Annotated in this window: 23 protein-coding genes; 16 read left to right on the top strand and 7 right to left on the bottom strand. The window is 61.2% G+C overall.

What is annotated here, in order from left to right:
* Window positions 1-5: 5 nt before the first annotated feature.
* Genes QW861_RS18460 through QW861_RS18445 form a run of 4 tightly spaced genes read right to left on the bottom strand, consistent with a single transcriptional unit; the run spans window position 6 to window position 4,402 of the window.
* Complete coding sequence (locus QW861_RS18460) at window positions 6-1,193, bottom strand: amidohydrolase (protein ID WP_315752043.1); 1,188 nt, start codon at window positions 1,191-1,193, stop codon at window positions 6-8.
* Window positions 1,194-1,239: 46 nt separating this feature from the next.
* Entirely contained in the window at window positions 1,240-2,691 is a 1,452-nt protein-coding gene (locus QW861_RS18455; RefSeq protein WP_315752042.1) for an amidase, read from the bottom strand.
* The gene (locus QW861_RS18450; RefSeq protein WP_316193369.1) at window positions 2,688-3,596 is read right to left on the bottom strand and encodes a DMT family transporter; all 909 of its coding nucleotides are present in this window, start codon (window positions 3,594-3,596) and stop codon (window positions 2,688-2,690) included. Before QW861_RS18450 ends, QW861_RS18455 begins: the two co-directional genes overlap by 4 nt.
* Entirely contained in the window at window positions 3,593-4,402 is an 810-nt protein-coding gene (locus QW861_RS18445; RefSeq protein ID WP_315752040.1) for a hypothetical protein, read from the bottom strand. Before QW861_RS18445 ends, QW861_RS18450 begins: the two co-directional genes overlap by 4 nt.
* Window positions 4,403-4,919: 517 nt before the next feature.
* On the opposite strand from QW861_RS18445, the gene hemA reads away from it, so the two are divergent.
* From hemA to QW861_RS18415, 6 genes are all read left to right on the top strand, one after another.
* Window positions 4,920-6,227 carry a 5-aminolevulinate synthase gene (hemA, locus tag QW861_RS18440; RefSeq protein ID WP_315752146.1) on the top strand — a complete coding sequence of 436 codons (1,308 nt, stop codon included), beginning with the start codon at window positions 4,920-4,922 and terminating at the stop codon, window positions 6,225-6,227.
* A 57-nt stretch (window positions 6,228-6,284) separates the two neighbouring features.
* Window positions 6,285-7,823 carry a B12-binding domain-containing radical SAM protein gene (locus QW861_RS18435; RefSeq protein ID WP_315752039.1) on the top strand — a complete coding sequence of 513 codons (1,539 nt, stop codon included), beginning with the start codon at window positions 6,285-6,287 and terminating at the stop codon, window positions 7,821-7,823.
* Window positions 7,820-9,325: a hypothetical protein gene (locus QW861_RS18430; RefSeq protein ID WP_315752038.1), complete on the top strand. Its 1,506-nt coding sequence runs from the start codon at window positions 7,820-7,822 to the stop codon at window positions 9,323-9,325. Before QW861_RS18435 ends, QW861_RS18430 begins: the two co-directional genes overlap by 4 nt.
* Window positions 9,325-11,733 carry a penicillin acylase family protein gene (locus QW861_RS18425; protein ID WP_315752037.1) on the top strand — a complete coding sequence of 803 codons (2,409 nt, stop codon included), beginning with the start codon at window positions 9,325-9,327 and terminating at the stop codon, window positions 11,731-11,733. Before QW861_RS18430 ends, QW861_RS18425 begins: the two co-directional genes overlap by 1 nt.
* 18 nt (window positions 11,734-11,751) lie before the next feature.
* Window positions 11,752-12,711 (top strand): DMT family transporter, encoded by a 960-nt coding sequence (locus QW861_RS18420; RefSeq protein ID WP_315752036.1) that lies wholly within the window; start codon window positions 11,752-11,754, stop codon window positions 12,709-12,711.
* A 94-nt stretch (window positions 12,712-12,805) separates the two neighbouring features.
* Window positions 12,806-13,216, top strand: a complete 411-nt coding sequence (locus QW861_RS18415; RefSeq protein ID WP_316193368.1) for a hypothetical protein — start codon at window positions 12,806-12,808, stop codon at window positions 13,214-13,216.
* 43 nt (window positions 13,217-13,259) lie between these two features.
* Here QW861_RS18415 and QW861_RS18410 read toward each other — a convergent pair whose 3' ends face one another.
* Complete coding sequence (locus tag QW861_RS18410) at window positions 13,260-14,030, bottom strand: acyl-homoserine-lactone synthase (protein WP_315752034.1); 771 nt, start codon at window positions 14,028-14,030, stop codon at window positions 13,260-13,262.
* A 78-nt stretch (window positions 14,031-14,108) separates the two neighbouring features.
* Window positions 14,109-14,843: a LuxR family transcriptional regulator gene (locus QW861_RS18405; protein ID WP_315715569.1), complete on the bottom strand. Its 735-nt coding sequence runs from the start codon at window positions 14,841-14,843 to the stop codon at window positions 14,109-14,111.
* A gap of 533 nt (window positions 14,844-15,376) precedes the next feature.
* Here QW861_RS18405 and QW861_RS18400 point away from each other — a divergent pair.
* Both QW861_RS18400 and QW861_RS18395 read left to right on the top strand, forming a co-directional pair.
* The gene (locus tag QW861_RS18400) at window positions 15,377-15,541 is read left to right on the top strand and encodes a hypothetical protein (protein ID WP_315752033.1); all 165 of its coding nucleotides are present in this window, start codon (window positions 15,377-15,379) and stop codon (window positions 15,539-15,541) included.
* Between the two features lie 491 nt (window positions 15,542-16,032).
* On the top strand, window positions 16,033-17,016 hold the full coding sequence (locus tag QW861_RS18395; RefSeq protein WP_315715570.1) for a transporter: 984 nt from the start codon (window positions 16,033-16,035) through the stop codon (window positions 17,014-17,016).
* Between the two features lie 86 nt (window positions 17,017-17,102).
* Here QW861_RS18395 and QW861_RS18390 read toward each other — a convergent pair whose 3' ends face one another.
* Window positions 17,103-18,011: a LysR family transcriptional regulator gene (locus QW861_RS18390; RefSeq protein WP_315715571.1), complete on the bottom strand. Its 909-nt coding sequence runs from the start codon at window positions 18,009-18,011 to the stop codon at window positions 17,103-17,105.
* A gap of 145 nt (window positions 18,012-18,156) precedes the next feature.
* Between QW861_RS18390 and QW861_RS18385 the strand changes: the two genes are divergently transcribed.
* The 8 genes from QW861_RS18385 to QW861_RS18350 are packed head-to-tail and all read left to right on the top strand — an operon-like array spanning window position 18,157 to window position 25,530.
* The gene (locus QW861_RS18385) at window positions 18,157-19,314 is read left to right on the top strand and encodes an alpha/beta hydrolase family protein (RefSeq protein ID WP_316193367.1); all 1,158 of its coding nucleotides are present in this window, start codon (window positions 18,157-18,159) and stop codon (window positions 19,312-19,314) included.
* A 24-nt stretch (window positions 19,315-19,338) separates the two neighbouring features.
* Window positions 19,339-20,292: a VOC family protein gene (locus QW861_RS18380; RefSeq protein ID WP_316193366.1), complete on the top strand. Its 954-nt coding sequence runs from the start codon at window positions 19,339-19,341 to the stop codon at window positions 20,290-20,292.
* Window positions 20,276-20,635, top strand: a complete 360-nt coding sequence (locus QW861_RS18375; protein ID WP_315828107.1) for a Rieske (2Fe-2S) protein — start codon at window positions 20,276-20,278, stop codon at window positions 20,633-20,635. Before QW861_RS18380 ends, QW861_RS18375 begins: the two co-directional genes overlap by 17 nt.
* A gap of 37 nt (window positions 20,636-20,672) precedes the next feature.
* Window positions 20,673-21,803 (top strand): FAD-dependent oxidoreductase, encoded by a 1,131-nt coding sequence (locus tag QW861_RS18370; RefSeq protein WP_316193365.1) that lies wholly within the window; start codon window positions 20,673-20,675, stop codon window positions 21,801-21,803.
* Between the two features lie 49 nt (window positions 21,804-21,852).
* Window positions 21,853-23,010: an MFS transporter gene (locus QW861_RS18365; protein WP_316193437.1), complete on the top strand. Its 1,158-nt coding sequence runs from the start codon at window positions 21,853-21,855 to the stop codon at window positions 23,008-23,010.
* Between the two features lie 16 nt (window positions 23,011-23,026).
* The gene (locus tag QW861_RS18360) at window positions 23,027-23,602 is read left to right on the top strand and encodes a cupin domain-containing protein (RefSeq protein ID WP_315752030.1); all 576 of its coding nucleotides are present in this window, start codon (window positions 23,027-23,029) and stop codon (window positions 23,600-23,602) included.
* Window positions 23,602-24,603: a fumarylacetoacetate hydrolase family protein gene (locus tag QW861_RS18355; protein WP_316193364.1), complete on the top strand. Its 1,002-nt coding sequence runs from the start codon at window positions 23,602-23,604 to the stop codon at window positions 24,601-24,603. Before QW861_RS18360 ends, QW861_RS18355 begins: the two co-directional genes overlap by 1 nt.
* Window positions 24,604-24,606: 3 nt before the next feature.
* Window positions 24,607-25,530, top strand: a complete 924-nt coding sequence (locus QW861_RS18350; protein WP_316193363.1) for an NAD-dependent epimerase/dehydratase family protein — start codon at window positions 24,607-24,609, stop codon at window positions 25,528-25,530.
* Window positions 25,531-25,687: the final 157 nt, after the last annotated feature.

Here is a 25,687-nt window from a genome sequence, read left to right as displayed (position 1 = left end):
GAGCATCAAGTGGACGCCAGTTCCCTAAGGGCTATGCGCTTCAACAGCAACGCGGCACGCTCGATATTGCGATCGTCGAAATCATATGAGGGGCTGTGCAGGCTGGCAGCGCTGTCCGTCCCCTGACCAATCAAGCAATACGCCCCCGGGACCTTTTGTAGAAAGAAGGAAAAGTCCTCTCCGGCCATGCTCGGACGAACGTTGCTCAGGATGTCGTCTTGATCAAGCAAGATGTCTGCAACGCCGGTCACGAGAGCAGCGCGGTCCGCATGATTGATCGTGGCTGGATAGAGCTTTTTGTAGGTCACCAATCCCGTCAAATCATGGGCATCGCAGACGTGGTCCACGATATCTCGGATCTTCTTCTCAATAGTCGATTGAACGTCCGTACAATATGTACGAACCGTGCCGACACAGTCGACCCGATCGGGAATCATGCTGCCCTTGAGAGGGCTTCCGCCGTGAATGCCTCCGATAGATATGACGGCAGCCTCCACGGGATCCACATAGCGCGATACGACGTTTTGCAGCATCGAGATGATGTTTGCGGTGGCAACGATCGGATCCCTCGTCTGGTGGGGAATTCCGCCATGGCCACCCGCTCCAAGGACGGAGATTTCGATTCGGTCCGCCGCGGCCATCACCGCCCCGCTATTGATGGCGATCTTTCCGATTGGAAGCCATGGCGCATTATGAATTGCATAGATCGAGCTGAGCGGGAATCTCTCAAGCAATCCATCTTCGATCATCGCTTTTGCACCCGCTCCCCCCTCCTCAGCGGGCTGGAAGATGCAACATACGGTTCCGGAAAACTCACGGTTCGCTGAAAGCTCTCGTGCGGTAGCGAGCAGAATGGCCATGTGGCCGTCGTGACCACACGCATGCATGCAGCCGCTGTTCTGCGACTGCCAAGCAAGACCCGTCTGCTCCGTCAATTCCAGGCCGTCCAGCTCTGCCCTCAACCCCACATACTTTCTGGGGCCAGTCCCTTTAATGCCGCGAATGATGCCGACCACGCCGGTTCCGCCGATCCCGGTCTGTATCTCGTCGGCACCGAGCGCTTGCAGACACTCCACAACCATCGCCGACGTCTTGAGCTCCTTGTACCCTAACTCCGGAATCGAATGCAGCGCCCTGCGGATGCGTATCGCTTGATCGAGAGTGCCTGGCTGCAGTGCGTCACGCAATGACATATCATCTCCTTCGTCTCGAAGCGGGCGTCCTCGTCGCTGCGACCCGCTACGCCAGCTTCTGGATGTTCTCGGACAAGGCCATTGCCTCCGACCTTCCACGAACAGGAGCGAGTTGGTGAAACGACAGCATGTCCTCCAGGGCGGCCGCACAGGAAATGACGTCGTGGTCGCCATTTGTCGGCCCGATCACCTGCAGTCCTACTGGAAGACCCGACCGCGTCACACCGCAAGGCAGCGACAACGCAGGAAGACCGGCCACGGCCGCAACGTAGGTCAACGCTGTCCAGTCGAAATAGCCATCGAATACATGGCCTGCACATTCAACTACGGTCGGCTGATCGATCGGATGAGCCGGCACGATTGTCGACGGACATATCAAGAGATCATATGTTTCGAAGAAATCAGCCACATGCTGCACGATGCGAACCCGCGCCTGTTCGGCTTCAAGCATCTGGTCGATCGTCAGCTTCAGCCCCTCGGTCACGTTCTCCCTGATATCGGTTGATCTCACCAGCGTACCCTGCTTCCTCAGGACGCTACCAAGGCTGCACGCCAATACGTAAGCACGCATCACTCGAAAACATCGCTGGACACCATCTAGATTCGGAGACGCCTGATCCACGACGACGCCATTGGCCTGAAGTCGCGCCGCGGCATTTTGCACGATGCAAGCGACTTCGGGGTCCACAGGGCCGATGTTCAGATCAGCAGAGAAGGCGACTCGCTTCGGCAACTTCTGGACTTCAGCCGCGCTGGCAAACGACCGCAATGGACGTGGTTTGGAAAGCAGATCCCTATGGGTCTCGCCCGACATGGCGTCAAGGAACATTGCAAGATCGACGACGTTTCGCGCCATGGGGCCTTGGACGGCTAGCGTCTGATCAACGGATGCGCGGTTAGCCATCGCGACCCGCCCCGGCGACGGCCTCATCCCAACAACGCCACAAAAGCTCGCGGGAATGCGCAAGGATCCCCCCATGTCAGAGCCATGAGCAAGCCACGTCATATTCAACGCCAGAGCAGCAGCCGAACCGGAAGATGATCCCCCCGGCGAATATTTGACGTTCCACGGGTTCAAACACGGGTCAAAGACCGGATTCAGAGAATTGAATCCAACGCCGAGTTCAGGGACGTTGGACTTTCCAAATACAAGTCCCCCTTCGTCTTCGATGTGCTGGACGACCGCATCAGTGAAGGCTGGAACATGATCGCTATATATGAGAGATCCGGCCGTCGATCGAACCCCGGACACTTTCTGAAGGTCCTTGATGACCAGCGGCAGGCCAGACAGTTGGCCGCGCTCGTCGCGAGGCTTCTGCATCAATTTTGATGCACGATCATGCGCCCTATCGAAGCAGAGCGTCGGCAGGGCGTTGACGGTCGAGTTGACCTCGCCGACGCGCTGTTCCACCGCATCAAGGCAATCATGCGGAGTCACGTCACCGCGTCTAAGCAGGGACACGACGTCAACAGCCGAATAGTCGAGCAAGGCGTTCATCGCTGGTGTGCCCCTTCGAAGATGAGTAAAGCGGTGCCCGCCACTGCTGTGATTGCGCCCAGGAGCGAACTTGCATTCGGTCTCTCACCCCGCGTAAGCCAGAGCAGAAGCAGGAGCACCAGCGGCGTCGAGGACGCGTATGTCATCGATATTGCGATTTTTCCGCTCGTGATCGCCAGCATAAGAAGCGTCAGGCCGCCGCACATTCCAACGAGCGCACTCACAACGATCTTGGCGTAAACGGTAGCTGAGCTGGCGTCTGTCCTGATGTCGTCGCTGCGGGTGCGGCCCATGATGACAAACAATAGGGACGCTGCGCAGAACCGTATTGTCGTCGCCATGATGGGCGACGTTCCCGCCGTTACGACGGGAGTCGAGATCAGCGTGCCGATCGCCTGGCATCCGGCTGCAAGAACCGCCAATGCGACGCCCGTGTTCTGACGTTCGGCGTTGAGATGTCCATTCAGGGGAGCGCCGGCGCCTCCTCTGAAGGCAATGACAATCAACGCCCCAGTCAGTACAAGAAGAATACCAACTCCCGCCTCTATCGTGGTCTTCTTGTGATAGATGGCAGCCTCCAGCACGGCGCCGATAACGACGTTGGACGAGAATATGATGCTGGTCTTCTTCGGCCCTATTTTGCTGATGGCGGCAATGAGAGACAGGTCGCCGACCACAATTCCAATGAGGCTCGATGCCGCGAGCGTCAGCGCGTCCGCGACACTCACGCGAAGCGGAACATCGGCGATGAACAGCACCGGTAGCATGAAAAAAGACGCGAAGATCATTCGCGTCTTCGTGAACTCGAAAACACCTGTGGTGCGACTGACGTCAGCGGCAATGAGGCTACTGATCGCCAGGCACGCAGCGGTTCCAAGCCCGGCAACTTCGACGCCGACCGTCATTCGACGTTAGCCGTCTCGACTGTTGCGTCATCAGACCTGGTATCGTCTGGATAGATGTCTTCCATCGAGTTGTGCGTTATGGAATCCGACACCATGTCTTCCGGCGACGCAAACGTCAGGACCACAACGGTTCTCTTGGTAGATCCCGTCAGGGGCGCCACACGATGCAGTGTCGTATTCGCCTTCATAAAATAGCAATGTCCGCTGTTGACGTAGAGAGACCGAACGACGTTGTCTTGCAGGACCCGCCGGAGGTATGGCTCAGTCGAGCCTTTCTGCCATTCGACGTTCGAGAGGTACTCGACGCGTCCCCCGAGGAGCGGATCTGGAGCCTCAATGACAAAAATGAGGGCATAGGCATAATCGTCCCAATGCCATCCATGGGTGTCGCCAGGCTCGCACTGGCTGTTGATGATATACTCCTCGGGTCGGTAAGGAACCCGTTCAATGTTCTCACCGGCGAGCTTCCGGAGGAAGGAGAGAACCGCGTCGCTATTGAAGATGGCCGGAATAATCCCGTCATGTTGACAAATAGCGTCACGCCCGACGCTGCTGTAGGCTCTTGGTGTGTTGCCGCTTTCCTTGATGGTCAGCTTTCGCCGCTTCGACTCCCGGTCGAGCAGGATATTGGCTTCGCTGGTGAGCGCTTCGACCATATCCTTCGGAAGAAGCTGATCGATGACAGCGACGTGATTGCTCCTGAACGTTTGTGACAGCTGATCGATGGCGGCTTGCGACAGGCCGCCAATGTGACTAACTAGGCGCAGCTCGGTGTCTGTGGGCGTGCAGTTTGCTGACAGATTCATTGCAACCTCAAGTTCGGTGCTGAAAGAGCCAGGGCGGATCCCCCCGCCCGAGGACGTGCGGCTATGCATCGCGCGCGTCGCGACTGCCTCCGTCGTTCTGTACGGTGCCTGTGGGCCATGGAAGTATCGATACCGTATTTTTCGGATATGGCCGCCCGCGGTGGTCGTCGGTAGCTATGGACGACAGGGCATTGGGCTCGCTCTGCTTCGCGTTGAAGGCGACAAATCACAAAGGATGGCGTCGGTGAGCGAGAGCCAAGCAGGATGCGGCGCGATATTGCGAATGTTCGACGCGGCTCCCTGACGTTCAGTATCGTGTCACAAAGTTAAGGAGTGCGTCTTCGACGGATATCCTCCCTACGTCACGCCGCCTGTTCGGCGTTCATCGTCGGTGCCGTTCGCCGCGGCGCTGCTTGCCTGCTAATCACCGTGTCATCCACCGCCGCTCGGAGCTCTATCTCAAGCCACCTCGACTTCACCGACGATGTGTTCGCTCAATAGAGTGGAATCAGCGATGATGAATTATGAAGGCATATTTGTCCGGGCGATCGACGCTCTTCGTGAGGAAAGGCGATATCGGACATTTGCCACTCTGGTGCGCAATCCCGAGACTGCGCCGACTGCGCTCTGGCGACCGCCGGGCGAGACACGAGCACCACAGCCCGTCACCGTCTGGTGCTCCAATGACTATCTCTGCATGGGCCTGCATCCGGATGTGATCGAAGCGTCCACGGAAGCGTCCCGGAGCTTTGGCACGGGCGCGGGAGGAACAAGGAACATCTCCGGCACGCACCAAAAAATCGTAGAGTTGGAGCAGGAGCTGGCCAGTCTGCATGGAAAGGAGGCGGCGCTCGTCTTCACGTCAGGCTGGGTATCGAACTTCGCAGCAATCTCCACCATCGGGACTCTGTTGCCGGACTGCGTGATATTTTCAGACGCGGACAACCATAACTCGATCATTGAGGGTATCAGCCGCTCGAGATGCGAGAAGAAGATCTGGCGTCATAACGACGTGAGGCATCTTGAGCAGCTGCTTGCCGCGGAGCCCCGCAATCGCGCAAAACTCATCGTATTTGAAAGTCTCTATTCGATGAGCGGCAGTATTGCGCCCATCGGCGGGATCGCTGCTCTCGCTGAACGGTACGGTGCCATGACCTACATCGACGAAGTTCATGCCGTGGGGCTGTATGGACCTCAAGGTGGGGGCATTTGCGATCGAGACGGCCTCGCAGATCGGATCGACGTCATTCAAGGTACGCTCGCCAAAGGGTTCGGATCGCTTGGCGGCTATGTCGCCGCAAATGCATCGATCGTCGATTCAATCCGAAGCTATGCGCCGTCGTTCATCTTCACGTCGACGATACCGCCACACGTCGCCGCGAGCGCAACGGCGGCGGTACGGCATCTGCGCCGGTCCAAGGCCGAACGCGACCAACAGCAAGCGGTGACGCGCAGGGTCCGGCGTGCGCTTCAGGCCGCGCGCCTGCCGGTCATGGCCAATGAATCGCATATCATCCCGGTCGTGGTAGGCGACGCGCAGAAATGTACCGCCGCGAGCCAGATGCTGTTGGAACGACACAGGATATATGTTCAGCCTATAAATTATCCGACTGTGAGCAAGGGCACGGAGCGGCTTCGTCTGACTCCGACACCGGCCCATCGAGACGTGCACATCGACCTGCTGGTCGCCGCTCTCTCTGATGTCTGGGCGTCTCTCGAGCTTCCGTACGATGAACGGGCCGCGCGATCTCCGATCGTTGGCATGACGGACGACGCGGTCAATCCGAAAGACATGACGAATCAGCGGTCGGTTCCGGCGGAGTAAAGGCGGACGCACCGCGCGTCGTGACGATGCGGCATCAGGCATGGCGAGGGCGGATACATGACGCATTCCAAGTACAAGATCCTGTTCGTAACGCAGCACTATCATCCAATTCATCTGGCAGACGACCGGATCTATATTGTTGAACCCATCCAGTACGAAGTGCTGGCGTCCATGCTGGACAAGGATGAGGTGGACATTTCTCTGCTGGATCAGCGCCTTGATCGCCGCCCGTTGGCCCTGCTCGAGACGATAAGGCGCCTGCGTCCAAACTTCGTCGGATTCACGTCTTGGACGATGCATGTCGACCTCGTGCGGATGCAGGCGGCGCTGGTCAAGCAGATCGACCCTTCGATCATCGTTGCGGTAGGGGGGCACCATGCTAGCCTAAGTCCGTCCGACTTTGCGGACCCCAACATTGACTACGTCATGATGGGAGAGGCTTATCTCTCTTTCCGGGATCTGATCCTGCGCTGCCGGGAAAGCGAGCGTAACGTAGCTGATCTGGCAGGCGTTGCCTGGCAGGACAACGGCAAATTCTTCTCGAACGGCAAGGCGGTCGTTCCGAAGTCCTTCGATCTCGACAGCCTCCCCCTCCCGGACCGAAGCATCCTCGGCAAGTATAAGGGCAGATACTATCACCTCTGGTGGAAGCCGGTTGCTGCCCTGAGGACGTCCATGGGATGTCCCGCAAGATGCTCGTTCTGCAACTTGTGGCGGCCGAACCTCGGAAAGTATCTAACGTGGAGTCCGGAATACATCGTCGAGTACCTCAAGACGATCGAGGAGCCGTATGTCATATTTACAGACGACCACTTCTTCGGGGACGGGCGCCGGGCGCACGCCATTGGTGAAGCGATCCTTCGGGCGGGCATCAAGAAGGAGTACTTGTTCTACAGTCGGGCGGACGCGATTGTCAGAGACCCGAGCTTGGTCGCGCTGTGGTCGCGGGTTGGGCTCAAGCGCCTTCGGATGGGTCTGGAGAGCTATTCCGACTCCGAGCTCGGTGCCATGGAAAAGGGCAGCTCCGTGGCGCACAACGACAGGGCCATCGAGATTCTCAAGAAGCATGAAGTCTTGATCGAAGGCCTGTTTATCGTCGGTGTCGACTACAAAAGAGAACAGTTCGAAAACTTGACGAGCTACATCCGCAGCCGAAAAGTCGATATCCCGAACATCACTGTAGCGACGCCGATGCCGGGGACGACAGACTACGCCAAGAACGAAGACGCGCTCATTTACAAGAACCCGACGTACTACGATTTTCAGCACGCCGTGCTCCCCACAAGGCTCGATATCAAGGAGTTCTGCCATCTCTATGGGAAGATGCTGCTCAAGGTCCAGAGACCTCCACTCGAGCAGATCCGGCGCATAGGTCTGTTCAAATTCATTTGTAACGTTCCGTCATTCTGGATCTACTTTCTTCGCGTCTACACGTCTTACAAGCACTACGGCTACGTAGAGCGAAGCGGGGGCGAACTTCCAACACTTCCATGGGTTGATATGCGGCGCGGAAGCTGCGGCGGTGACGCGGTAGCGGACAAGAAATATGGCTCCGTCGACATCGACAAGGTGTTTCCGACAGGGGTTCCGTCATGACGGACGAGGCCGACGTCACGAATGATATCAAGCTGCGCTTCGGACGCCCCGACGATTTTGCCGCGCTTAGGTCTCTGCGGGGCGAGGTGTTCTGTGATGAGCTTGGGATTCAGGAGCGATCCTATCACGACGTCATTTTCGATTGGTATTCGAAGAATGTCGTTTTGCTTGCGGGCAACCGTTTGATAGGTGCTGTTCGTCTTGCCTACATCCGAGATTGGCAGGAGTACTATGTCAGCTACCTATGCCTCGCGGCGCAATACCGCCGGAAAGCGCATCTGCGGCTGTTGTTCGGAGCCATTATTCTGCTCATGAAGCGAAATGGGATCAGGTCAATCAGGGCGGATTCGTCCGACGCAAATCTGATGATGTATCAGGCGATGGGGTGCGTTCCCATCGGAGGAAAGTTCAAGAAGCCAGGATTTGTCTGCGACTGGACACCGATGCGCTACGACATTGGTGTCAATGCAGCGGCGGAGGAGAGTCTTTCAGAACGCGCGGCGGCTCATTTTGAACCGTGGACCGAGAGCGATCTGACATGGGTGTTCGACACCGTGTTTCATCGGTGTGACACCGCGTCGGCATTCGGGGTGACTTTCGAGACCCTTCTCGAAAAGGATCTGATCCCTGGGCATCTGCCGTATCTGGCTCGTCCCGACCGGGTGATCGACCTGCCGCGCGATGAGGCGTTTACGCGTCATCTGAGGACAGTCGAGGTGCGGTCAGATGACGATGAATTCTTTTCGGCAACTTCAACAGCATCTCCCACTCGCCCTGCCTGCCCGGATCGCACGACCATCACCGCGGGCAGTCGGTTCGCGCATCTGAATGCTCGGTTTTCGTCCAAGACCCTGGTGGCGGTTCTTGTCGACTCGGAGGCGTTGGTCTTGGCGCGATTATACGCTGTCCTGACCTGCAAGCGTCTGGTCGAGTTGAACGATTGGGGGGAACTGCCCTCTCTCTGCCCACCGTCCGTATCGAGCGTGACTGCCATTATCGGACCGGCTGATCGGGCACTGTCGAAGGCGGTTTTATCGGCAGCGCAACGCCGATGCGCTATCGGGCTCCTGACCGCCGCGGACCTGCCGGCTCTCTCGTCGACGTTGCTCGGCTCGTATCTGAACTTCATTGGACCAACACAAGTGGCGATCGCGGTCCATCCGGTGGGTCTTGTGTCGTACGAGGCGCCGACAGGCGCGTGCGGTCGTGGGCTCGGCCCAGGTTTGTGGAGCCTCGCCGGTGGACCAGAAATGACCGTCGTCGCGATTGGCCCGTATCATTTGCTCATCGTGCCCGCCAGGATATGCCGAGCTGCCGTAGCGGCCATTTCAGAATTTCTCAAGGTTGGCTATGCGATCGGACAATCAGTCCGATTGGTCCGCGAGGAGTGCCTGGGCGATGAGCCGATCCTGCTGATGGGAGATCCGAGCCTTCGCCTCGATATCGCCCCGTCAGAGAAGAACGCGGAGGCGACGCGGCGCTTGGCGGCCGTCTCGGACTGATGTTCGTGCTGAACAACTCATTTTCGATGCCTGCTTTCACGGCCGCGGTGGTGACAGGGACGCTATGCGTTGTTGGGCCGTGTTTTCTTTTCGGGCTGGCGCTGGTTGCGACGATCTTCGTGCGCGCGATGCCAAGGCGATCGGGTGAACGCAGGCTTGCCGGGTTGAAGAACGAGGTCAGGATCTATCACGACAAGCATGGCGTTCCCCATATCTTCTCGGAGAATTTTCAGGATGCCGCGCGGTGCCTGGGTTACCTGCACGCAAGCGAGCGCCTGTTTCAGATGGAAATTCACCGACGTGCTGGACAGGGGCGACTTTCCGAAATCTTCGGGGCGGATTTCGTCGACACAGACAAAATCATTCGTGTTCTAGGTCTCTACCAACTGGCCAAGACCAGCTTTGCCGCGCTTGCGCCGGAAACTCAATCCACGCTTTCGGCCTATGCGGACGGCGTCAATGCATTCTTGTCGACCCACCGAAGCAAACTGCCGTTTGAGATGGTCTGGTTGAGAATCCGGCCGGAGCCATGGTCTCCCATTGATTCAGTCGTGTGGGGCAAGCTCATGGCTTGGCAAATGAGCCGGAACTATCTCGCCGAGCTGAATCGAGCCGAGTTGACCAGCAGAATCGGAACGGTCGATGCCGGCCCGTTTTATCCGGATCCCATGCGGGGCAAGACCGGACCATTGGTATCGGGTGGGTCTGGTGGCTCGCGCGGACAATCCGACTTTTCAGACAAGATGGGAGCGTTGCTCGGATTGGCCAATGGCGCTTCAAATGCTTGGGTCGTCGCCGGCGAGCGTACCACGAGCGGCCATCCGCTCCTCGCGAACGATCCGCATCTTGACGTGTCGTCGCCGGTGCTCTGGTTTTTATGCCGGATCGTCACCCCCGGAGGATGGGTGAAGGGAGCCGGAGTACCAGGCGTACCGATGATCCTGCTTGGACAGAACGAGAGCATCGCCTGGGGAACCACGGCGGCGATGTCCGACGTTCAGGATCTGTTCGTGGAAACTCTGGATCCGTCGGATCCGACCAAATATCTTGCGCAGGCTGGCTCTCACGCATTTGACAGGCATGAAGAGACGATTCGAGTCCGAGGTCGGCCCGACGTCAAATTCGCCATCCGCAAGTCGCGGCATGGCCCGGTGCTATCCGATGCTGTCCCGCGTCTTGCCGCGCTGGCGGGCAGCGATGGCGTCATCGCGCTATCCTTCAGCGGGCTCGGAGATTGTGACCGCACTGCCGAGGCGTTTCTGAAGCTCAATCGGGCGCGGAATTGGGAGGAATTCAAGGATAGTCTGCGGCTGTACGAAACGCCTGCGCAGAACATGTTCTACGCCGACGTCGCCGGCAATATCGGAGTCATGAGTCTCGGGCGGGTCCCAGTGCGCAAGTCGGAATATGGCCTGCATCCCGCGGCGGGATCAACAGGTGATGCAGACTGGTCAGGCTACGTTCCGTTCGACCAGATGCCGCACTCGTTCAATCCGGCCTGTGGCTATATCCATAATGCGAATGGTCGACCGGCCTGGTGTGGGCACGATGTCTTTATGGGATGCGATTGGGAAGAGCCGTATCGGACACAAAGAGTCCAGCAGTTTTTCGACAACATCAGATTGCACTCGCTGGAAACATCTGCCGAAATGCAGGCCGACATTCTATCTCTCGCCGCTCAGGATCTTCTGCCGATTTTGCTTCGAGCAACCCCGTCCAGTCCACTGGGACGGCAAGCCCTCGCGCTGCTCTCGAAGTGGGACGGCACGATGCACAAGGACTGGGCAGAACCGCTCATTTTCAACGGGTGGATGCAGGCGCTCCGACGAATGCTGATCGATGACAAGGCGAAGGTGAAGCTTGAGTATGTCGGGCCATGTGCGGCTTCGCTCCTCAGGAAGCTTATCCTGGAGCATCCCAAATGGTGCGCTTCGGGCGAAGAGACGGATCTGGAATGTCGTGCATGTCTGACGCGGGCTCTCGAAGAAGCTATGGCGATGCTCTCGAGGCGCCGCGGGTCTGACCTGACGAAATGGCGGTGGGGAGACGAGCACATCTCGACGCTTTCGCACGTCTTCTACTCGCGGATACCGATCTTCAGGTCATTGAGCGAGCTTGGCGTCGGAAGTGGCGGGGACCTGTATACGCTCAACAGCGGAGGTGCTCTGCAGCCGCACCATGATCGCCCGTTCGAGCGGAAACACGTTCCGACATTTAGAGCCCTATATGATCTCGGCGATCCGGATCGGTCCCGCTTCATGACCGCGACCGGCCAATCTGGCCATATCTTCTCGCGCTTTTACGGAAACCTGACGCCGCTTTGGAACGAAGGCGAGTCGATCACGCTGGCTGGCGATGAGTTGGCCTTGCAGCGTGAAGGCGCGACTCTCATGAGATTTATTCCGTAGGGCTGACAGGGCAGTCACATGGCGGTCGAGGAAGCATCTTTGGTCAAATCGGGTGATACGGAAGCCGATTCCTCGGGCGCGCCGTTGCCGCCGGTTGACTCAGGGTCCAGTCGATCAAGTCCCTATGTTTCGGGGCTGATCGCAGTCATGTTTTGGGGAACGACTCCGGCCGCGACGGTACTGGTCGCCCATGACATGCCCTCATCGTTGATCGGGCCGTCCAGACTTCTCCTGGCCGCGGTCTTCCTCCTACCAATGGTTCTCCTGCTTCGGCCGCCGCTTCCGACCGATAGGGGAGGTTGGATTGCCGTCGCGATCAACGGTATGATCGGGTTCGGTGGTTCGTTCTTTCTGCAGGGTCTGGGCTTCTCGCGAACGTCGACTTCGCACGCGGCTCTCATCTTGGCTTGCGCTCCGGTGTTTACATCCATCATCCAGCATGTGCTGTCCCGGACATTTCCCCGCACTCTTTGGCTGATCGGAAGTGCGATGGCATTGTGTGGTGAGACGTTTCTGATCGGCGCTCGTTCGAACGGCGATGTCTTCGGCAGTGGAACAATGGTGGGCGACGTCATCGTTCTCATCGGCACCATTACGGTCAGCATTGGATATGTGGCAGGCGCTCGCGCATCTGCGCGAATTGGCCTGTTCGGAGCGACGGCATGGTCGATCATCTTCGGTGCTGCTCTTGTGACGCCGCTGTTGCCCTCTGTCCTGGAGGCGATCTCCGGGGTGACGGTCGTAGGAGGAGGGGCCCTGTTCTTTCTTGCGGTCTTTTGCACCTTGATCGGATTCGCCGCATGGTTCTGGGCTCTGGACAAGGGAGGCGTCTCGGCGATTGCGCCTCTGCAGTTCGGACAGCCGATCGTATCACTCTTGATAGCCGTGATCTTTCTGGGAGAGCAGCTTTCGATGAGCATTTTTGCTGCAGTTGGATTGGTTCTCACGGGGGTATACTTCTGTCGAAAGTCGGCGTGAGAGGTCGTATCCCGCGAGGTGGGTCGCCGGTTAGCAATGCGGCTCTTGATGTGCGTTCCGCAATAGCGGCTGGGCGAATTGCTGTGCTGGATGAATGCGGTTGCAGGTTGTTGTTGTCAGCGAGCCGAACCGCAAGGTCGAAGAACAGCGTTTCGTTCAAGAACTCGTCGCGGATCTCTGCATCCGGTTCATCATGACGCTGCGGGTGAGCTCGGTACTTTGTCCAAGACGATCGCGCCCGGCTTGCCGTCCGGTGCGACAATCGCAGTCAGCCCGCGCGCTTCCTGTCGCCCGAGAGCGAAGTATCGGCAAATGCACCCAGTCATTCCGCGGTGACGATCGTCGATCGCACAGCTCTCAGCGCGAACGCTGGCTCGGCACGGTCCTCGCTCGGCACGCTCTTGGCGCGGCGGACCGCAAACTGCTGATCGGCACTCGAACTGCCGAGCTCTCGTCCTTGGACGGGGCTTACCGCCTGCAGGTGCTTGCGGGCGGCTCGCTGTAGCCAACAGCCAGAAGGCAACTTGGGCCCGGAATGACAGGTCTGGTTAGGTCACCGGGGTCGCCGCGCTGTAGGTGCGGTTGGCGCCGTCCACCTGCAAGGAGCATAGATCTAACGGCTCGGGTACAATCTCTCGTTGCGCTTGAAGTACCCCGGTCCTGCGCAGCGCTCCTGCGCAGATGTGACGTTTTGCTTTGGAAGCGGCGAGGTCTCGGAGGGATGGTTGGTCTAAGATGTCAGTGTCGATTCCCAAGCATTTGCGCGATGTAGATACCGTACGGTCAGAGACTCTCGCCTCCAACGCAAGGGTCGGTCGCCCATCAAAGACCACGGGATCGGCGAGTGGTTGCGCATTCCATCCAAGCCGGTTCAGCCGCCGTACCCAACCCGGCTTGGATTGCGCGATAAGACCCGTGATGCCGAGGTACTGGCATATCTCTGCTATGGCGACCATCAGTCGACGCGAGGCTAGAACGTCACCGTCTCCGATCTCGGACCTGGCGCAAAGACGGGTCCATTCGAAGATGTCCGGCGCCTTCGGATATGATCGCCCCCGCACCAGCTCCGGATACACGTGCGACAGGAGATGCGGCCTGGTCGTCGGAAGAAGCCGCGAGTACGCCATCACCCGTCCGTCGTGGATATCAACTACATGCAGCGCATCATCACCATCAAACTGGTCCCGATCGCGCCGGTCCGGCTTGACAAGGCTTGACCACGCAAGCGCTTCCACGAAGATCCTATATCTAAGATCGTAGATTTCATCCATAAGGCTGGGGGTCGCCAGTTTTGAATCCTCGTAGAACGCAAATATCATCATGGTCTCCTCGGGTAGGGAGACCAACCGATCATTTTGCAGAAGTATTGGCGATGCCGTTCTAGTACAGTATTTACTTCATACTGGCTTTAGCGAACCGTTCAATATCGCGATGCGGACGGCCTCTGTTCGGCTGCCGGCGCGAAGCTTCGACATCGCGTTGCGAAGATATTGATCGACGGTTCGCTTGGAAAGACGAGCCTCAAAGGCGATTTCCTTGGATTTCAGGCCGTGCATCGCCCAATGGAGGCATTCCAGTTCGCGCGGCGCGAGCACGCACGCTCGCTCCTCTTTCGCCGTTGCAGGTCTTTTCGCGTGTATCATTTGGTCGACACGCTGATGACTGAGTAACGCCATGAAATGAAGATTGTGCCGATCGCTTCGCTGCAGCGGCTTGGCGCCCGTCGCAAACGATACGCAGGTTGTGCGCATTTGCGGACCGTGGATGGGGACCGTGAAGCCGTCAATCAGTCCTGCGTCCCTTGCTTCGTCCATGAGCTTTCGTTGTTTTGCGGTGAGCGGCTGAACCGCACACTCCTCGCTCCAGACGTACGGCGTCGCTCTTTCCCGAAGCAGTTGGGCAATCGGGTCTATATGGACATAATTTCTCTCATTATAATATCTGATCCAGGCATCATTCCAGCCACGTAGCTGGATATGAGGCTCGAGGATTTCCATTCGGCTCGGCAGGTCAGCGATAAAGACGCCGGTCACTCCGAAGCGCTCAGTGGAGGCTAGAAGCAGCTCGAGTAGGCTGTCGATGCTAGTAGCATCAGCGATAGCTTCGCCATAGGCCTGAGGGATCTCAAACATTGCCTTCTGTCTCGAACGCAAAGTAGTCAGGATACTGCCGATAGCTGACGGATATCTCTCGTCCGGACAGTCACCTTAGAAGTTCGCGAGTCGCCACACATTCAACCAGCGCACCTCCTCCCGACGTTCCGTTCAGAAATTCCTCGTCTCGCCCGCGCGGTCGTGCACAAAAAAATTGGAGAGTCGCTTCTTCGACATGCCCTACAACCTCTGCGGATGATTAGCAGTGACGGTATAGGAATGCAACCGTTCTGGTTTCCTTGGAATGGTTTTTTGCAGATTGAATGGCAATCTGGTCGGAGCGGTGCGTCGAATGTCTGCCGTACGACTCTGGTAATCGGCCGCAGACATCAAGAAAGCTGTGGCGAAACCCATTCACCGATTCCTCTGCTGGGCGGCTCTCGCTGCCATCAAACGCGACCGAACGATAATGAACGGCCAGAAGCCGGCGGCCCCGACGTCCTGGGTAGGAGACGAGAGTGTCAGCGAATACACGTATTGATTGACGATGAGAAGACTGATCCAGCCAGCACTTGAAAAGCGGTCTGCAAGCGCAGCGTTTTTTCGCCATCAACGCGAACAGCCGGCCTGCTGAACCGATCGCGCCGCGCGTCGGGATACGACGCGTTCATTGGGAAGGCAAACAACCGATTGATATTGCGGCAGTTCGTCTCGACGATTTGCCAAAATGGCTTTGATATCGTTGCATCATCAAACTGATTTTGAATCCGCCATGCGGCCTCTCATCCAGCAGCGTGGCCCGACGTCATGGAATCGTCATTGGTGGAATGACCATGGAAGTTACTGGCAAGTCATATGCCTCTTGACCAGCGGGTCCTAGGTTCGAGCCCTATGCGCCTGCCGCCAACAATCGATGGTTGTGTTTGATCCAAGGCCTGAACTGCAGGCCTCGTACGGGCAATCTTCAACACGGTTGGGTGAGATCGATTATGTCGTCGGTGACGTGCCCGTGGTTGCTCACTCTGCTTGAACCAAGGAGCGCGACATCAATCGACGCCCGTGAGGCCGGCACATCGAGACTGTGAATAGCTCGGATCAAAACGATCAATTTTACGAATGATCTGGGATCGCTCATCAATGACGCGATCGGTCGGGCGCGGGCGCGTCGCCGTGAGGTCGGTCGGGGGCAAGCTCGTTTCGTAGAAAACGCGCCACCAAGGGGGGATTCATGACAAGAGGACTGCAGCGGTCCGCGTCCGCAGCGTTGATGTTGGCCGGGATGATCCAGGGTGCGTGGGCCGCCGAGAACGCGGCCACCAACTATCCGGCGGGCTCGCCCGGCGTGTTCATTGCGTCGTTTCCGCCGATCCCGGGCCTGTTTGCGATCAGCCAGACCAGCTACACCAGCGCCAACGGCCTGTATGACGGGCAGGGCAAAAAGCTGCCGATCGACTTCAAGCTCTCCGCCGTGTCGGAGACGATGCGGTTTCTCGCCAGTTATCCCGGCGACTTTTTCGGCGCCCATGTCTATTCGCAGCTCGTGGTGCCCTTCGTCCATCTCGAAAGCACCAATCCCGGCGGATCGTTCCAGGCCAACGGCCTTGCCAATCTGACCTTCTCGCCGATCATTCTGAGCTGGGCGCTGTCGCCCGTGCAGACCTTCACGGTCGGCCTGGACATCATGCCCAACACCGGCACCTATTCGGCGCGGCAGCCGCTCAACGTCGGCACGAACTACACCACCATCTCGCCCGTCCTCGCCTATCGCTATGCCGATCCGAAGGGCTTCGAATTCGCCGTCTCGCCACGTCTGCTGCTCAACGGCACCAATACCGATTCGGTCAACGCCTTCACGCAGCTGACCCAGCAGTACCGCAGCGGTGATGCGCTGGTGGTCGACTTCAACGCGGGCTATAATATCGGCGCCTGGAAGCTCGGCGTCGTCGGTGGCTATACGCATCAGTATCAGGACGACAAGATCAACGGCGTCAAGGCATTCAATTTCGCCGGGGTGCAGGACGGCAACCGGTTGCGCTCGATCAATGCAGGCCCGTCGCTGACCTATAATGCGGGCCCCTTCCAGATCAACGTAAACTACCAGCATACATTCTACGTCGAGAACGGCAGCCGCGGCGATACGGTCTGGGCCAATCTGGCATTCCCGATCTGGGTGCCCGCGCCGCCGCCCGGAGCCGGACCGATCAAGCGCTGACTCGCGCAAGCTGGATTGATCGCTCATCAACGAAGGCGGCCGGCGTCTCGCGCCGGCCGCCTTCAGCCAGTGCCGGTCGACGGTGGTCAGGGCAGCTCGGCGACGACCTCGCGGATCAGAGTGCGCAGCCACAGCAGGCCGGCATCGTTGGAGCGGTAGCGATGCCATTGCACGCGCTGCCGCAGCGCCGGCAGCGCGATCGGCAGCTCGATGATGCGGATGGGAAGGCTGCGCTGGGCGGCGATGGCGAGCCGCCGGTGCACGGTGGCAAGGCGGTTCGTCCCGGCGACGAGATGCGGAATGGCGGTGAACGCGTAGACCGATACGTCTTCGCTGCGGCTCGTGTTGCGCTGCTCCAGATAATAGGTTTCGAGCGATTGCGCCGCGATCGCCGGCCGCATCACGACGTGGGACGACTTGGCGAAATCCTGCCGTGACAGCTTGCCCTTGCCATACTTTCCCTTGCTCCACGCGATGACGCAGAAGTCGTCCTCGAAGATCACCTCGGACGGGTGCAGCTTGGAGCTGAATTCCTCCGGGATGATCAGCAGGTCGACGTCGCCGCGCTCGAGCGCGCGCTCCGGCCGCTGCACCTGCTGCAGGAAGTCGAAGCGGATACCGGGCGCAAGGGCCTCGCTGCGCGCCAGCAGCCGCGGGATCAGCGTCACCAGCGTGTAGTCCGACGCCAGGATCTTGAAGCAGCGGTCGGACTGCGCGGGATCGAACTCGGCAGACGAGGCGATGGCCCAATCGACCCGCACCAGAAGGTCCCTGATCGAGTCCTTCAGCGTCTCCGCTCGCGGCGTCAGCTCCATCTTGCGGCCGATCTTCACCAGCAGTTCGTCATCAAAATAGGTTCGCAGACGCAGCAAGGCATTGCTCATCGCGGACTGCGTCATGTTCATGCGCGCGGCGGCGCCGCTGACGCTGCGCAGGTGCAGCAGATGGTCGAGCGCGACCAGGAGATTGAGGTCGAACTTGTTGTTGAAGCGCATCGGCGGCCTCGCTCGAGGTATTCAAGAGATCAATGCGATCAATCTTGTTAATCAATTTTTCGAAATGGTCAAACGGGGCTATGCCAGACCTCGGGAAGAACGTCGAGGAAGACGCGTGGCCGGGCCGCGCGTCGCGGGTGCATTCATGTTCAAGTATTTTCCGACCAACTATGTCTGGAATCTCTCGGTCGATCTCGCGATCGAGATGGGCGCGCGGATCGGCGAGATCGAAGAAATGTGCGCGCCGCTGCAAGAGGCGGCCCGGCAGCCCGATGCCAACGGTACCCAGGCCTTCCGCGAGACCTGGGCGCGGATGGCGGACAAGCTCTGTGCGCTCGCGGCCGAGGACGAGGCGAAAGGGCGGCTGCTGTCGGCCGGCGAGAAATATGGCCGCGCAGCGAGCTATCTGATCACCTGCGAGCGTCTGCAGGCGCACGAGGCGCCGGGGCGGCTGGCGCTGTACCGCAGATGTCTCGACGTCTTCGCCAAGGGCATTGCGCTGGCGCGGGAGAACTGCGAGCGCGTCGAGATTCCCTATGAAGGCTCCCACATTGCCGGTCTCATGGTCCGCGCGGAAGGGCGCGACGGGCCGGCGCCGCTGCTGGTGCAGGTCAACGGCCTGGATTCGACCAAGGAGATGAAATACCGCGTCGGCTTGCCCGCCTGGCTCGCCCGACGGGGCGTGTCGTCGCTCGTGATCGACCAGCCCGGATCGGGCGAGGCGCTCCGGCTGCAGGGTCTCACCGCGCGCCATGACAGCGAGCATTGGGCGTCCCGGGTCGTCGACTGGCTGGAGACCCGCAGCGACGTCGACCCGAAGCGGATCGGTCTCGAGGGCGTCTCGCTCGGTGGCTACTACTGTCCGCGCGCGGTGGCTTTCGAGCCGCGCTTTGCCTGCGGCGTCGCCTGGGGTGCCAATCACGATTGGCGCGACGTGCAGAAGAGGCGCCTGCAGAAGGAAGGTGATTTCCCGGTCCCGCATTACTGGGCGCATGTGCGCTGGGTGTGGGGTGCGAGAGATCAGGACGACTTCATGCGGATTGCCGAGCAGGTTCACCTCGACGGCATTCTCGACCGCATCAAGGTGCCGTTCCTGGTGACGCATGGCGAAAAGGACTCGCAGATTCCGCTGCATTGGGCCGAGCGGACCTATGAGCAACTGGTGAATTCGCCCAAGCGCGAGCTGAAGATCTTCACCGCGCGTGAAGGCGGCGCCCAGCATGCGAGCTTCGACAACAGCATCAATGCCGGCCACTACATCGCGGACTGGGTCGCAGAGACATTGAACGGACACGTCGCCTGACGCAGCAGGTGGAGGGGAAAAGTCATGAAAATTGTCGGTCTGGAGAGCCTGATATTCGGTGTCGACGACGTGAGAGGCGCGGCGCGCTTCCTGGTCGATTACGGGCTGACGCCCGTCGACGTCTCCGATCGCGGCGGCCGCTTCGAGGCGATCGACGGCACCGCCGTGGTGATCGCACGGCAGGATGATCCGGCTCTGCCGCCGGCGCCCGTGCCGGGCTGCCGTCTGCGCAAGACGGTGATGGGCGTCGCCGACGAGGCGACGCTGGGGGCGATCACCGCCGAGCTGCGGCGCGACCGCGAGGTCCGGCGGCTGCCCGATGGCTCGATCGAGTCGACCGACGATTCCGACTTCGTGATCGGCTTTCAACTGACGGCACGGCGGCCGTTCATGCTGGCCGGCGAGATCTCGAATGCGCCGGGCGGCGTGGTGTTCCGGCCGATCAACAGCCTCGGCGTGCCGCCGTCGGGCAGCGTGATCCGTCCGCGCTCGCTGTCGCATGTGGTCTATTTCGTGCCCGACGTGGTGAAGGCCGAGGCGTTCTACGTCAACCGGCTCGGCTTCCGCTGCACCGACCGCTTCACCGGCACCGGGCCGTTCCTGCAGCCGGGCGGCTCGCTCGACCATCACACCCATTTCCTGATCGGCGCGCCGCCGCACATGCACGGCGTGGAGCACTTCACGTTCCATTTCGGTGGTCCTTCGGAAATGATCACCAACGGCTATCGCTTCGTCGATAAGGGCTATCAGGCGTTCTGGGGCCCCGGCCGTCACATCCTGGGCTCGAACTGGTTCTGGTACTTCAATAGCCCGTTCGGCTGCCACATCGAGATGGATGCCGACATGGACCAGCACGATGCGAGCTGGCAGCCGCGCGAGGCGACGGCATCCGCCGACAATTCGCAGACCTTCCTGATGAAGATGCGCAAGAAATGGTACCCCGGCCCCGGAATCCCCGAGAATGGCGACTACGCGTGAGGCCGGGGCGCGATGGATCCGGCTGTGCCGCGCCGATGAGATCGGCGAGGCGCAGTCGCGCGGCTTCGATCCCGATGATGAGGGGCAGGACAGCCTGTTCGTCGTGCGCCGGCACGGACAGCTGCATGGCTGGCGCAACGCCTGTCCGCATATCGGCGGTGCGCCGATGGCCTGGCGCAGGGATGCGTATCTCAACGCCGACGGCACGCGTATCGTCTGTCACGCGCACGGCGCCGAGTTCATGCCCGACACCGGGCTGTGCGTGCAGGGGCCGTGCCGCGGCGAGCGGTTGAGCCGTCTCGAGCTCGTCGTCATCGACGGCGAGTTGTTCGTAAAGTCATAACATGCCCGCAAGGGCGGACTGCAGAGGGGGAAGCACCATGGCAGTGGTGAGCAGGGTGCTGACGATCGGAGGCGGCTTTTCCGGTATGGCCGCGTCGATCCAGATGCGCAAGGCGGGCATCAACATCGATCTCGTCGAGGTCGATCCGAACTGGCGGCCGGAGGGCGCCGGCATCACGGTCAGCGGACCGACCCTGCGCGCGCTCGAGACGATCGGCGTGTTCGCGGAATTCGCGCGGCGCGGCTACACGGCTGACGGCGTCGATCTGGTCACGCCATCGGGCCAGCGGATCGGCGAGATCCCGACACCGAAGGCCGCAGGATCGGATGTGCCCGGCGGCGGCGGAATCATGCGGCCCGAACTCGGGCGCATCCTCGCCGATGCGACGCGCGCCGCCGGCGTTCACGTGCGTGTCGGCTGCACCTACACGCGGATCACGCAGCACGACAGCGATGTCGAGGTCGCCTTCACCGATGGCACGACGGGCCGTTATGATCTCGTGGTGGCTGCCGATGGCGTGCATTCGAAGACGCGGGCGCTGCTGCTTCCCGAGGTCAAGCCGCCGCAATACATCGGCCAGGTGGTCTGGCGCGCCGTGCTGCCGCGGCCGACCGACATCGTGCGTCCGCGGATGTGGCTGGGTGGTGCGGTCAAGGCGGGCGTCAACCCGGTGTCGCCGAGCCACATGTACATGTTCGTGACGGAGGCGCGGCCGGAAAAGCTCCAGGCCGAGCGCGCGTCCTGGCCGCAACTGGTCGCGGACCTGCTGGCGTCGTTCAGCGATCCCGTGCTGGTGGCAATGCGGGCGCATTTGTTCGCTCCCGACGCCGCCATCGACTATCGGCCGCTCGCCAACCTGCTGGTGCCGGCGCCGTGGAATCGCGGCCGCGTCATCCTGATCGGCGACACCGTGGCCGCGACCACGCCTCACCTCGCCTCCGGCGCGGGCATCGGCATCGAGAGCGGCATCGTGCTGGCCGAGGAGCTGGCTCGCGCGACGACCCTGCAGGAGGCGTTCGACCGCTTCCATGCGCGCCGCTGGGAGCGCTGCCGCATGGTGATCGAGAACTCCGCGCAGCTCTGCCGCATCGAAATGGAGAACGGCGACAAGGCGGAGCACGCCAGGATCATGCGCGAGTCGATCGTCGGGCTGACGCAGCCGATCTGAGCCAACAACATCAACAAACAACATCATCAACGGGGAGGAAGCAATGACGGTGACGACGGAGACGTGGCGCGGACGCATCGCCCTGATGGTCGCGCATTGCGCCGGGATGGTCGATCTCGTCGCGCTGCCGGTCTGGGTGGGCGCGCTGATCGAGCGCTACAGGTTCAGCCCGCAGCAGGCGGGACTGCTGGCCACGCTGTTCCTGCTGGGCGCCGTGCTCAGCAGCCTGTTCTTCGCACCTCGCTTCAACCGGATGGACGCCCGCCTGGCGGCGGCTGCGGGATACGCCGTGGCCGCGCTGGTATTCCTGGCCGCGAGCCGAACGTCGGAGTTTGCGCTGCTCGCGATGCTGCACGCGCTGGGCGGCGCAACAGCGGCCTGCGGGCTGAGCTTCACTCACGGCACCATCGCACGCAGCGCCAACCCGCACCGCCTGTTCGCCATCGTCGGAATGGCGCTCGGTGTGTTTGCCATTCTGTTTCTCGGCATGACGCCCAATCTCGTGGCGAGCTTCGGCGGCCAGGCCTTGTTCGTCGTGTTTGCCGGCGTGATGGCGGTTGCGGCGCTGGCGGCGGCGCTGTCATTTCCGAAGGGCGTGGTGCGCAGTGACGAGGATCTGATCGCCGAGGTCAGCCACCTGCCGCGCGCCGTCTGGTTCGGCATTGCCGGCATCAGCTGCATGGCGCTGACCCAGGCGATGCTGTTCAGCTTCATCGAGCGGATCGGCGCTGACCGCGGCTTCGACGCTGACGCGGTGACGGGAGTGCTGATCGCGCTCGGCTTCGTCAACCTGCTGCCGGCGCCGCTCGCCGCCATAATGGAGCGGCGGCTACCGGCGCGACACGTGCTGCTGGCGGGCCCGGTCTGCCAGGCGCTGATCGCCGTGACGATCACCTTCGGCTCCGGCTTCGTCGCCTATGCGGTCCCGACCGCGATCTTTGCCGCGGTAATGATCTTCACCCACACCTTTGCGTTCGGGCTGCTGTCGCGTCTCGACCCGACCGCGCGGGCGTTGGCCGGCACGCCGGCGATGCTGATGATCGGCGCCGCGATCGGCCCCATTCTCGGCGGCACCTTGGTGCAGCTGTTCGGCTATCCTGCGCTCGGGCTCGGTGCCGTCATCATCTCATCCGTCGCCGTCGTGATGTTCTCGCGCGTGTTCGCTGCGCGCGGCGCGGCGTCCGCCGCGTCTCTCGAAATCGCCTGACCAGGAGGCCTCCAGCATGACCCTTCCGCAGATCCGCCGCGTCGTCACCGGCCATGACGCGCAGGGCGCCGCCGTGATCTCGTCCGACGGCGCCTTGCCAACCGTCACCGAGCTGGCGGCGATCCCCGGCACCTTCTTCCACGAGGTCTGGAGCACGCAGGCAACGCCGGCGCTGATCGACAACGGTCCCGATCCGACGATCGGGCCGCTGCGGCTGCCGCCGCCAACGCATGGCAGCCGCATCCGCTTCGTCGACATTCCGCCGGACACCGAGGACTTTCTCCGCAACGGCGCGACGCGCATGAATGCCGCGTTCAGCCAGATCGGCGACCCCCATGCCTCGACCGTGACGACGGAATCGCCGCATCCGCTGATGCACCGCACCGAGACGATCGACTATGGCATCGTCATCTCCGGTGAGATCACGCTGGTGCTCGACAAGGGCACCGCTGACCTCAAGGTTGGCGACGTGGTGATCCAGCGCGGCACCAACCACGCCTGGGCCAACCGCAGCGACAAGCCGTGCCGGATGCTGTTCATCCTGGTCGACGGCAAGTTCGGTCCCGAAGCCAATCCGACCAAGGCCAGCTGATGAGACTCGCGACCTATCGGAACGGCAGCCCCGACGGCGGCCTGGTCATCGTCTCCAGGGATCATGCGTGCGTGCTGGATGCGAGCGCGATCGCACCGGATCTGCTGACGGCGCTGGGGAACTGGCAGCTGGTCGCGCCGGCGTTGCACCGGCTCGCTGAAAGTCTCGAGGATGGATCGGCTGCCGATGTGACGGCGTTCGATCCCGCGCGATGCCTCGCACCGCTGCCGCGCGCGCCGCAATGGCTGGATGGCTCGGCCTTCCTCAATCACGGACGGCTGATGGACATCGCCTTCAATAAGCCGCCGATCCCCGACTTCGACACTGTCCCGGTGATGTACCAGGGCGCCAGCGACGACTTCCTCGGGCCGCAGGACGATGTTCCCTTCGTGACAGAAGCTGATGGCATCGACTTCGAGGGCGAGTTCGGCGTCATCGTCGACGACGTGCCGATGGCTGCTTCTGCCGAAGAGGCTGCGCAACGAATCCGGCTGCTGGTGCAGATCAACGACTGGAGCCTGCGCGCGGTCGGCGCGCGCGAGGTTCGCACCGGCTTCGGCTTCCTGCAGGCGAAGCCCTCGACCAGCTTCGCGCCGTTTGCGGTGACGCCGGACGAGGTCGGCGATGCCTGGCGCGATGGCCGGCTCGACATGGCCCTGCATGTCCGGCGCAATGGCGAGCGGATCGGCGCAGCCTCTGGCCGCGAGATGGCGTTCTCGTTCCCGCAGCTGATCGCCCATGCGGCGCGGACGCGGCGGTTGACGGCCGGCACGATCATCGGCTCGGGCACGGTCTCGAACGCCGATCGCGCCGCCGGATCGAGCTGCCTTGCCGAGGTCAGGGCGATCGAGATGATCGAACACGGCGCGGCGCGGACCTCGTTCCTGCGCTTCGGTGAGGAGGTGACCATGCAGGCCTGCTTCGCCGATGGCCGGCCGGGTCCGTTCGGGCGTGTCGCGCAGCGCGTGGTTCGTGCGGCGGGCGCCGATCGGCCGGATTGAACCATGCGTATTCTTGTCACGGGGGCCGCGGGCTTCATCGGCCGTGCGCTGCTGCATCGGTTGCTGATCGACATGGACGGTGCTGAAATCACCGCACTCGATCTCGCCGAGGCGCCAGCGGGATTGTCCGGTGCGCGTCTGTCCTGGATCCGAGGCGGCCTCGACGATCCCGCCGTGCTGGAGCAACTCGGCGCCGCGCCGTTCCACCTCGTGTTCCATCTCGCCAGCATTCCCGGCGGCCGCGCCGAGGCCGCGCCCGCGCTCGGCCGCCGCGTCAATCTCGATGCGTCGCTGGATCTCTTCCAGCTGCTGGCGGAGAGCCGACATCGGCCGCGCGTGGTCTATGCCAGCAGCATCGCCGTCTACGGCGCGCTTGCGGAGGCGCGGGTCAGCGCGACGACGGAGGCGTGGCCGGCGATCACCTATGGCGCGCACAAGCGGATGGTGGAGATCGCGCTCGCCGATCACACGCGGCGCGGAGATCTGTCGGGTATCGCACTGCGGCTGCCCGGCATCGTGGCGCGGCCCAGGCCCGTGAGCGGTTTCGGATCGGCGTTCATGAGCGAGCTGCTGCACGCGCTGTCCGCGGGCGAGAGCTATGTCTGTCCGGTGTCGCCGGGCGCGACGGCCTGGTGGTTGTCCGCGAAGGCCGCCGTCGACAATCTCCTCCTCGCCGGGAAGCTCGATGTCTGCGGAACCCTGCAGCTTCCGGCGCTTCGTCTCTCGATCGCCGAGGTGGTCGACGGCCTGGCGCAGCTGCTCGGCGCGGAGCGCGTCGCGCGCGTGACGTTCGATCCCGATCAAGGCATAGAGGACGTCTTCGGCCGCTATCCCGAGTTGGATGCCACCGCCGAGCTGGCCCTCGGCTTCACCCACGATGGATCGGTGGCGGAGATGATCGCGAATGCGGTGCGCGCGATCGCATGACGGGGAATGAGCCCAACTCGCCGGACCAGCATCTGTCGGGCGAGGCCACGGGCACCGCGGCCATGGTCCCAAAAGGAGTGCTGATTCTTTGATTTTGTTGGTTTCCCTGCTTCCTTAGGGAGCGCCAGTTTCCAAGCTGAACTATTGATTTCTGGGA

This window comes from Bradyrhizobium sp. SZCCHNRI1029 (assembly GCF_032487555.1).
Lineage (GTDB): Bacteria > Pseudomonadota > Alphaproteobacteria > Rhizobiales > Xanthobacteraceae > Bradyrhizobium.
The sequence above is the reverse complement of the archived record's forward strand: the minus strand, read 5'-3'. Positions and strand labels throughout refer to the sequence as shown.